This is a genomic window from Vaccinium witches'-broom phytoplasma str. VAC (assembly GCF_000309405.1).
In the GTDB taxonomy this organism is placed as follows: domain Bacteria; phylum Bacillota_I; class Bacilli_A; order Acholeplasmatales; family Acholeplasmataceae; genus Phytoplasma.
Genome location: NZ_AKIN01000079.1, coordinates 1 through 645, shown reverse-complemented (window position 1 = coordinate 645; position 645 = coordinate 1). Strand labels below are relative to the sequence as shown.

Sequence of the window (645 nt, the reverse complement as noted above, 5' to 3'; positions counted from 1 at the left end):
ATTTAATTATTATCATTCATCCGTTTATCAATCCTTTGACACTATAAACTTTTATTTTTTAGGGCTCACATATAAAAAGTTCGTTAAAAGAAACTCCTTTTTATACATTCGCCCCAAAATAAAAGTTTATTTAACGTGTTAAGAATGATAAACGGATGTAGATTGATTAATGAAAGAAATAAAAATTAACTGCATTAATATTATGAATGCCAATAATTATATATTAAATCCAGCATCTTTTAATTCTTTAGCTGTAAATCCAGCATCTTTTAATTCCTTAGATGTAAATCCAGCATCTTTTAATTCTTTAAGTGTATATCCAGCAGCTTTTAATTCCTTAGCTATAAATCCAGCATCTTTTAATTCCGTAGATGTAAATCCATCATCTTTGAATTCTTTAACTGTATACCCGATTGCTCTTAAATCATTAATTTTATACGTATATGGAAGATATTTATATATTTCCCTAGCTGTAACTCCAGCATCTTTTAATTCCTTATCTGTATAACCAACAAATCTTAAATCTTTATATGAAAATACAGCATCTTTTAATTCTCTAGCTGTATATCCAACATTTTTTAATTCTTCTATTTTATATCCAGCATCTCTTAATTCTCTGGCTGTAAAACCCTCATCTTTTAATTC

Annotated in this window: 1 pseudogene; it reads right to left on the bottom strand. The window is 27.0% G+C overall.

Going from position 1 to position 645, the window contains the following annotated elements:
- Positions 1 to 216 precede the first annotated feature (216 nt).
- A pseudogene (locus RI68_RS03895) lies at positions 217 to 645 on the bottom strand (pentapeptide repeat-containing protein); the annotation flags it as partial.